Annotated in this window: 10 protein-coding genes; 4 read left to right on the top strand and 6 right to left on the bottom strand. The window is 66.8% G+C overall.

Translation table 11 applies throughout. The features are described 5' to 3' along the window. From LBC97_10900 to LBC97_10885, 4 genes are all read right to left on the bottom strand, one after another. Window positions 1–197 (bottom strand): type II toxin-antitoxin system CcdA family antitoxin (locus LBC97_10900; GenBank protein MDR2566536.1); only part of this gene is annotated, 197 nt, incomplete at its 3' end. A 215-nt stretch (window positions 198–412) separates the two neighbouring features. Then, window positions 413–784: a hypothetical protein gene (locus LBC97_10895; GenBank protein ID MDR2566535.1), complete on the bottom strand. Its 372-nt coding sequence runs from the start codon at window positions 782–784 to the stop codon at window positions 413–415. A 562-nt stretch (window positions 785–1,346) separates the two neighbouring features. Further along, window positions 1,347–1,784, bottom strand: coding sequence for a DUF6493 family protein (locus LBC97_10890; protein ID MDR2566534.1), 438 nt, complete (start codon window positions 1,782–1,784; stop codon window positions 1,347–1,349). Between the two features lie 3 nt (window positions 1,785–1,787). Then, window positions 1,788–2,168 carry a hypothetical protein gene (locus tag LBC97_10885; protein MDR2566533.1) on the bottom strand — a complete coding sequence of 127 codons (381 nt, stop codon included), beginning with the start codon at window positions 2,166–2,168 and terminating at the stop codon, window positions 1,788–1,790. A gap of 428 nt (window positions 2,169–2,596) precedes the next feature. On the opposite strand from LBC97_10885, the gene LBC97_10880 reads away from it, so the two are divergent. Both LBC97_10880 and LBC97_10875 read left to right on the top strand, forming a co-directional pair. Then, window positions 2,597–2,809, top strand: a complete 213-nt coding sequence (locus LBC97_10880; GenBank protein ID MDR2566532.1) for a type II toxin-antitoxin system HicA family toxin — start codon at window positions 2,597–2,599, stop codon at window positions 2,807–2,809. Further along, window positions 2,806–3,195, top strand: coding sequence for a hypothetical protein (locus tag LBC97_10875; protein ID MDR2566531.1), 390 nt, complete (start codon window positions 2,806–2,808; stop codon window positions 3,193–3,195). The genes LBC97_10880 and LBC97_10875 overlap by 4 nt, the downstream gene beginning before the upstream one ends. A 73-nt stretch (window positions 3,196–3,268) precedes the next feature. Here the strand turns inward: LBC97_10875 and LBC97_10870 are convergent, their stop codons facing one another. Together LBC97_10870 and LBC97_10865 are read right to left on the bottom strand one after the other, a co-directional pair. Next, entirely contained in the window at window positions 3,269–3,490 is a 222-nt protein-coding gene (locus LBC97_10870) for a BrnA antitoxin family protein (protein ID MDR2566530.1), read from the bottom strand. Continuing rightward, a complete protein-coding gene (locus LBC97_10865) occupies window positions 3,480–3,782 on the bottom strand; it encodes a BrnT family toxin (protein MDR2566529.1) in 303 nt (100 codons plus the stop codon). The genes LBC97_10870 and LBC97_10865 overlap by 11 nt, the downstream gene beginning before the upstream one ends. Window positions 3,783–3,985: 203 nt before the next feature. Here LBC97_10865 and LBC97_10860 point away from each other — a divergent pair, with 203 nt between their 5' ends. Together LBC97_10860 and LBC97_10855 are read left to right on the top strand one after the other, a co-directional pair. After that, a complete protein-coding gene (locus LBC97_10860) occupies window positions 3,986–5,230 on the top strand; it encodes a DNA cytosine methyltransferase (GenBank protein MDR2566528.1) in 1,245 nt (414 codons plus the stop codon). Next, window positions 5,227–5,793: a very short patch repair endonuclease gene (locus LBC97_10855; protein MDR2566527.1), complete on the top strand. Its 567-nt coding sequence runs from the start codon at window positions 5,227–5,229 to the stop codon at window positions 5,791–5,793. The genes LBC97_10860 and LBC97_10855 overlap by 4 nt, the downstream gene beginning before the upstream one ends. Window positions 5,794–6,956: the final 1,163 nt, after the last annotated feature.

Genomic DNA, 6,956 nt, shown 5'->3' with positions numbered 1-6,956 from the left:
TCGACCAGTTCGGGGGCCGGTTGGCCGAATTCGGCGTCGAGGCCGGCGACAAAGGCGGCCAGCGCCGAACGCGCCTCGCGGCGGGCGAGTTCTTCCCTCAAGACCTCGTTGACCTCGCCAGAGAGGTTGCCTGGTGCGAAAGCCTGGAGGACGTCGGAATCAAGGGTCAGCGTCCGCCGCTCTTTCTTCACTGTCATACTCAAATCATACGTGGGTATGCTGACGGCCGGGTCGCCGCGTTCTGCACGGCCGAAAACCTGGTCTTGGGGTAGCCCACGTAAGCCCAGCGAGGCGAGGCGCCTGGCGGCTTTCGTCGCAGCCGAGGCACCGGTGAAGCCTCGCAGCCAGGACCGCAGTTCGGGTCCGATGCCGTGCTGCCCGGCCCGTAAGCACTCGTCAAGAAGCAGTTGGGTCAGGTCGCCAACCCGGCGCTGCCTGCGGTCCATGGCGGGCAGCAAACCGGACACCCCCACTCCCGCACTGCGGTGGCGGTCGTGGGCGAAATGGCCGCGGCCTCCCCCAGCGCCGCCGCCCAACGGTGGCACTGGACCGCCGGCGCCACGAGCGCCATGGCCGACACGAGCTCTGCCACGGGGACTCTGCCAGGCGATGCCTCCGCGAACCACTCGATCGCCTGACGGCGGACTTCGCTGTCCTTCGCGCTCAAGCCGAGCGCCAGGCAGGTGGCCGAAAGGACGCCCACTGGGCCGGGGATTCTCCGCAGACCCTCAAATGCGGCGGTCAATCGGTGATCGCTTTGCTCGTAGGCCGCGAAGGTCGACAAAGGATTGAGTAGACGGGACGCAAACGGCTCGGGATTGCCCGGCTAAGAGAGCGCCTCCCACGCCGGCGGCATCGTGCTCGGAACAAGCCGGTCCAAACCCAACTTACGGCGAACCTCGGCGGTGCCCACGCCGTCAAGGCGCAACGCGGCGGCCAGCCGGTCCGCCTTGGTGGGAAATGGGTTCGCCGCCGCCCGCCTGAGCAGCGTTTTCGGGTCCAAGCGACCTCGGGTGTCGGTTGGAGGCGCCCATGACACACGCCAGTTTGGCGGACCGCGGCCAACGAGATGACCTCGTTGACGCGCATTCCGAGCGGCCAGACCAAATCGCGGTCGGCGCCGAGGGTGGTGTCCCTGTGGAACCAGCGCGCCGCCGCCAGCGTCCTGACGGGTTCGGATTCCAGCAGTTTCGCCGGGTCCACAGGGTCCTGGGAACCGAGCGCGGCAACGGCCCGCTTCTGCGCCGCCGCGTCCGGATGCGACACGGCGACGGCGGCCAGGCCGACGGCCTCCGGGCCCAGCCCCGCATTGCGCTTCACCGCTTTCTCGGCCAAGGTGATGCTCGTCAACGCCGCGCCCGTCCCACCCAGCGCGGAGGCGTTCGCAAAAGCCAAGAACGCGGCATCGTCCAAGTGTTCACGCCGTCCAGCTGCTCCGCCTGTTTCACCGCCCAGCCCACTGTGGGCCCAAGCGGACAGGCCAGCAGCGGCCAGAGCTTGTCTTGGTCGCGGGCCAGCTCATCCCGGCTGGGTTCGAAGGCCTCGTAAACGCGCCGGAAGCCGCCCACCCGGTAGGCCGAAGAATCCCGGTTCAATGCGTCCAAACAGGCGCGCATCACGCGCTCGCGCGGCACCGTGTCGTCCGCCGTCAGTTTCAACAACGCCTTGGTCCAGCATTTCTCGCCGCGGGTCATTGAGACTTCGCCGCCGCCTTCGACCTCGAAAACCCGCCAGAACGCAGTGTCTAGCAACTCGGCGTCTTGCTGGAGCAGCCGCGTGAGCATGCCTCACCGCTCCGGTGCCCACGAACCCAAGCCAACCAGCGCCAACACACAGTCGTCATCATGCGGGAGCGCCAACCGGCCCAGCCGCTCCCAAGCCCGCCGGATGACGAACCACGGGCGAAACTGCGAACTGCGCGCGAGCCGCCTGAACGTCTTGACGCCAGGGAGCATGACACCCGGATCCGAGTCTGCGGCGATCAACGCCTCGGCGTGCTCAGCCATCACACGGTCCAGGAGAGGCGGGTCCAGGAGGCTGGCCCTGTCCGGGTCGCGGGAAAACAGGCCGACCGCATAGTCGAACTCCGCCAGGCCCGCTGTCGGAGCGAACCAGCTCCTGAAATCCACTTCCGCCCACGAACGGGGCTCGCCAGCGAAGCTTTTCACGCCTCCAACCATCCCATGGGAACGGGCTTCATCGAGGGTGCCGGGCCGCCGCCGCGCCCGGCCTGGGAGGCGACTTCTCCGCCTTGGGCGCGGTGGGCTTTAGCGTGCCCGCGGCACGCGGCCAATGTTCCGTTCAAGAAGGCGCCGGTTGAGAAGCGGGGAGTGCCCGACCGGCCGAGCATCGTGTCGAGCAGATGAGGTCGGCCCAACCGAGAGCCTGTGTCACGGGATCCGAGTCGCTCATGCCAGAGCTGACGAACGATCCGAAGGACCGCCATATTCTGGCCGTTGCCTTCCACGCGGCCTGTCGGGCGGTTGTGACCGAGAATCTTGTCGACTTCCCCGCGTTGGCGCGGCTTTGCCCGCTCGGCCGCAAGGCGCCGTCTAGCTGCTTGACGACCTCGCCGTATACTGGCTAAAATGGCGCAGTGCGGGCCAGGGAAGTGGAGCGAAGGATCCGCAGGGCGGGCGGCCAGTTGGTGCGCCAGGTGGGATCGCATCGCAGGTGGCGCGTCAGCGGCAACGGTGTGACCGCCTCCACTGCGGTGCCGCAGCATCCGGGCGACATACCGGACGGCACGCTGGGAAAGATAGAACGCGACTTGGCGCCGGTCTTGGGGAGAGGATGGCTGAAACCATGAGGGCGTACACAGCGGTGGTGACCCGCGAGGGCGACAACTGGCTGGGCGACATTCCCGCTGTGCCGGGCGCGCACACCTACGCGAAGACGTTGGCCAGCTTGGTCAACTATCTGAGGGAGGTCGCCATCCTGATGGACGATCTGCCCGATGGCGCGGAAGTGCTGATCAAACTCGACTTCAAGACCGACGACAAGAACGTGCAGGCCGGCAGCGAACTCGGGGAGGAACGCGAGCGCTTGGCCGCCATGGAACGCCAACTTGCCGAGGGCACTGCGACGTTGGCCGGACGCCTGGCCGAACGGTTCGGCGTGCGCGACGCAGCGGCCATCCTCGGCGTGTCGCCGGGCAGGATCTCGCAACTTGCCCGCGCCGCCCGATCCGCATAAGGCCGAACGCGGCCGCGCCAGCGGCCTGGCCCCAGGGTCGAGCTCATCTGGTGGGCATAGGCTTCGGGGATGGTCACGCCCAGGTCAGCGCCAGCTCGCGCTTGTTGACGGCGCAGTCGGCCAGGTAGAGGTTGATCAGGCTCTGGTAAGGGACGCCAGTCTGCCCGGCGAGCGCCTTGAAGTAGTCGATCGTGTCCACGTCCAAGCGAATCGTCACCTGCTTTTTCAGCCGCTTGCTGTACGGGTTTGGCCGCGCGCCCGCGAAGTCGTACCCGTTCCTGAGTTCATCTGCCATGTCTTCCACCTGTCTGGTATGCCTTGGACTCGTGTTTGGTCGCTTTCCTGGCCGAGATGATCCGGACCACCGCCTCGGCCTGCCGGTGGCAGTGCGCCACGACCAGCAGCCGCAGCACCCTCGAGTGTCCCAAGATGATGAACCGCTCCTCGGCGGCCGAGTGGTCTGGGTCGTCTATGACCAGCGCGTGCGGGTCGAAGAACACCGTGCGGGCTTCCTCGAACGACACCTGGTGCTTGGCTTGGTTGAGCGCGTCCTTTTCGTCGTCCCACGCAAAGCGCAGCTCGTCCATAACGACATTGTAACGACGTGCGCGGATTCGGGCGACCCCTCGCGCTGGATGCGGGCATGTTCTTAGTTCCGGACCCGTTGGCAGGTTGGCCATGGGATCCGAATGCGCTTTCCTGTCTGCCACGGCGCGCCATCCGAACAGCGCGGTTCCCCGGGGCTCCGCACAGCCGCCGGACGGGCGACGGCCGCCGCTAGCATGGCCTTGTGGCTTCGGATGCGGTTCAGCCTTCCGTGCGGCCGACCGCGCTGGAGTTCTTTGCCGGCATTGGGTTGGCCCGCGTTGGTTTGGAGCGGGCCGGGTTCATGGTGACCTGGGCGAATGACCGCGAACCCGCCAAGCGCGCAATGTATGAGGCGAATTTCGGGGAGTTTCCCTCGCATCGTTTTGTGCTTGCGGACATTCGCTCCATTCGCGGATCCGACCTGCCGGGGGACGCGTCGTTGGCTTGGGCCTCGTCGCCCTGCACGGACTTGTCGCTGGCGGGGAACCGTGACGGCCTTGGCGGATCGGAATCCGGCACCTTCTGGGAGTTCATTCGGATTCTGGGCGAAATGGGTCCCTCGGCGCCGCCGGTCGCAGTGGTTGAGAACGTGGTGGGGCTGGCCACCTCCCGCAGTGGTCAGGACCTGGCCGCCGCCGTCCGGGCGCTCAACGTCTTGGGCTACTCGGCGGACGTGTTGGCCATCGACGCCCGCCGATTCGTTCCCCAGTCAAGGCCCCGGTTATTCGTCGTGGCAGCCAAGTCGCCGCCCCCTTCCAGCGAAGTCACCTCCGAGTTGCGCCCGCATTGGCTTGCGGGAGTGTTCGGGGATCAATCGTTGCGGACCCACCGGGCCGAACTGCCGCCCCCGCCCCCGCTGCTGACCAGCGGTTTCGGCCCGTTCTACACCGAAGACCTGCCTGCGGGCGATCCGCGATGGTGGGAGCCCGCGCGGGTGGAGGCATTCACCCGTTCACTCTCGCCCGCGCAGGCGGAGCGCTTGGCGGAACTCCGGCGGTCGCCGGGTGTGAAGTTCCGAACCGCCTACCGGCGCACCCGCGAAGGGAAAGCGGTTTGGGAAGTCCGCCCCGACGACATCGCCGGATGCCTGCGGACGGCTCGCGGCGGCTCCTCCAAACAGGCGGTTGTGCGCCTGGGGGAGGGAAGCCTGCGGGTTCGGTGGATGACGCCCCGCGAGTGCGCCCGCCTGATGGGAGCGGGCGACTACCCGTTGGGGGCAGTCTCCACGAACCAGGCGCTTTTCGGATTCGGCGATGCCGTGGCCGTCCCCGTTGTCGAGTGGCTCGCCGCCAACTACTTGATGCCCCTAGTGACCGCGCACACGGGGCACGCTCGCGAACCGGCGATGGACGCGGACCCAGCTTCCCTCGACTCCTGCGTCGCAGGCGATCCAAGGGCGCCGGTTGGCAGCGCACCGGCCAACTCGTCTGCGGGGCGGACCCAATGACCAGGTCGGGTGGGGAAGCCCGACCGGATGGGACGGCTCCGGCGGCCAGGCCGGACGAAGACGCCGGGCCGGGCGGCGCGGCCCCGATGACCAGGTCAGATGGGAACGCCCGCCCGTGTGGGACGGCATCGGCGGTCGGCGGTGGTGCGAAAGGCTCTTGGGCGTCCTCGGACGCCACTCGGCGGTCCATGCAGGCGAACCGGAGCCGGGACACGGGGCCGGAGATGGCGGTGCGAAGGCTGCTGTTCGCCCGTGGGCTGCGGTACCGGGTGGCGTTCAAGCCGGTCAAGGGCGAACGGATGACCGCCGACATCGTGTTTCCGGGGCGCCGGGTGGCCGTTTTCATAGACGGGTGCTTCTGGCACGGCTGCCCCGAGCACCATCGGCTGCCAAAGACGCACACCGACTACTGGCAATCTAAGATCGCCCGCAACACCGCTCGTGACACCCACGTGGCCCAGGTGCTGGAGACCGCGGGCTGGACCGTCCTGCGCTTCTGGGAGCACGAAGACCCCGCTGAAGTGGCTGAACGCATCGCCAACCGTGTGCAGGACCATCCTTGAGCACATTGGCGGCCCGCCTCCGCGGGCTGCCGCAGGCGTCGTTCCGGGCGGCGGCGCGGCCCCGTCCGGTCGATCGTGGCGTTAGTCGGCGTCGGTCGGCCGCCGGTTCGGGCACGCCATCCAGTCCGGCCGCAGCGCCGCCAGTTGGCGATGGAGCCGTCCGGATGCTGCTTCTTTAGCCACCGATGGGCGACGCATGTACCAAGGCATGCCTAATATGGAGGTGCACAAGAGACCTCCAAGGCCAGCGCAAGCCGGGCGGCACCCGCCACATTCCCCTGTGCCGCCCGGCGGTGGTCGGCCGCCGGGTGCCAGATTCCGACTGGCGCTGGTCGTCGAGTGTTCGACTCTATCCTTGATCAGTTTGCGTATCCCCGAAAAGAGTTGGCGCGTGCAGTCACCGGCAGATAGAATTCTACATTCGTGCGCCCAGGTCAGATGCAATCCTACATTCGCGTTATCGGGTTAGATGCAATCCTACACTCGCGTTATCGGATCAGACGCAATCCTACACTCGCCGTCGAGTGTAGGTCTTTGTCTGGCCGGAGCCGCCGAATGTAGAATTCTGTCTGGTTCCGGCCGTCGAACGTAAGATTCTGTCTTTGGAGGATTTGCGTATGCCCTGGTCGGAGGCTCGGAGGTGGCTTTTGGGAAGATGCAATCCTACGCTCGCGAGCGAATGCCAGACAGAATCCTACATTCACCGCTCGAGCCTAGACAGGATCTTACATTGAGGCCTAAGGCAAATGGGTGCTCTGCGGTGTGTTGACGCCGGGCAAGCCCTTTCCTGGATAGTTGTTGCATCAAATTCAGCATCGCCGGAAGCGAGCCGTCCGAATGCATTCGGCGACGGGGCCGCCACGGGCAGACGACGGGCACGGCATCGTGAGTTGCGGCCGACGCGAACGGGTTGGCCCCGGGCAAGGCGGACTCGGGGAAGCCACCCACTTGAGGGGCGGGCGTCACCACAGCGTCACGATCCCCGGCACGGTCGCGAATGCGGCGTCTTTTGTCACCGGGTGACAGCCCTCGCTCAGTGTGCCGTCTTGGCTGGGTGGAATTGTGTTAACCCGCAACCGTGCCCGAGTTTGCCGCCGGCTCGCGCAGACGCGAATAGAAGCCCAAATCGACCGTGCGGCCGGTGACGCGTCCCAGGTATTGGG

Source organism: Bifidobacteriaceae bacterium (assembly GCA_031281585.1).
Classification (GTDB): Bacteria; Actinomycetota; Actinomycetes; order Actinomycetales; family WQXJ01; genus JAIRTF01.
This window is presented reverse-complemented; position numbering and strand designations above follow the sequence as displayed.

Bases quoted from the DNA above. Each gene is read 5' to 3' on its own strand.
- LBC97_10890 (MDR2566534.1), bottom strand. From the start codon at position 1,784: ATGCTCACGCGGCTGCTCCAGCAAGACGCCGAGTTGCTAGACACTGCG.
- LBC97_10865 (MDR2566529.1), bottom strand. From the start codon at position 3,782: ATGGACGAGCTGCGCTTTGCGTGGGACGACGAAAAGGACGCGCTCAAC.
- LBC97_10870 (MDR2566530.1), bottom strand. From the start codon at position 3,490: ATGGCAGATGAACTCAGGAACGGGTACGACTTCGCGGGCGCGCGGCCA.
- LBC97_10875 (MDR2566531.1), top strand. From the start codon at position 2,806: ATGAGGGCGTACACAGCGGTGGTGACCCGCGAGGGCGACAACTGGCTG.
- LBC97_10855 (MDR2566527.1), top strand. From the start codon at position 5,227: ATGACCAGGTCGGGTGGGGAAGCCCGACCGGATGGGACGGCTCCGGCG.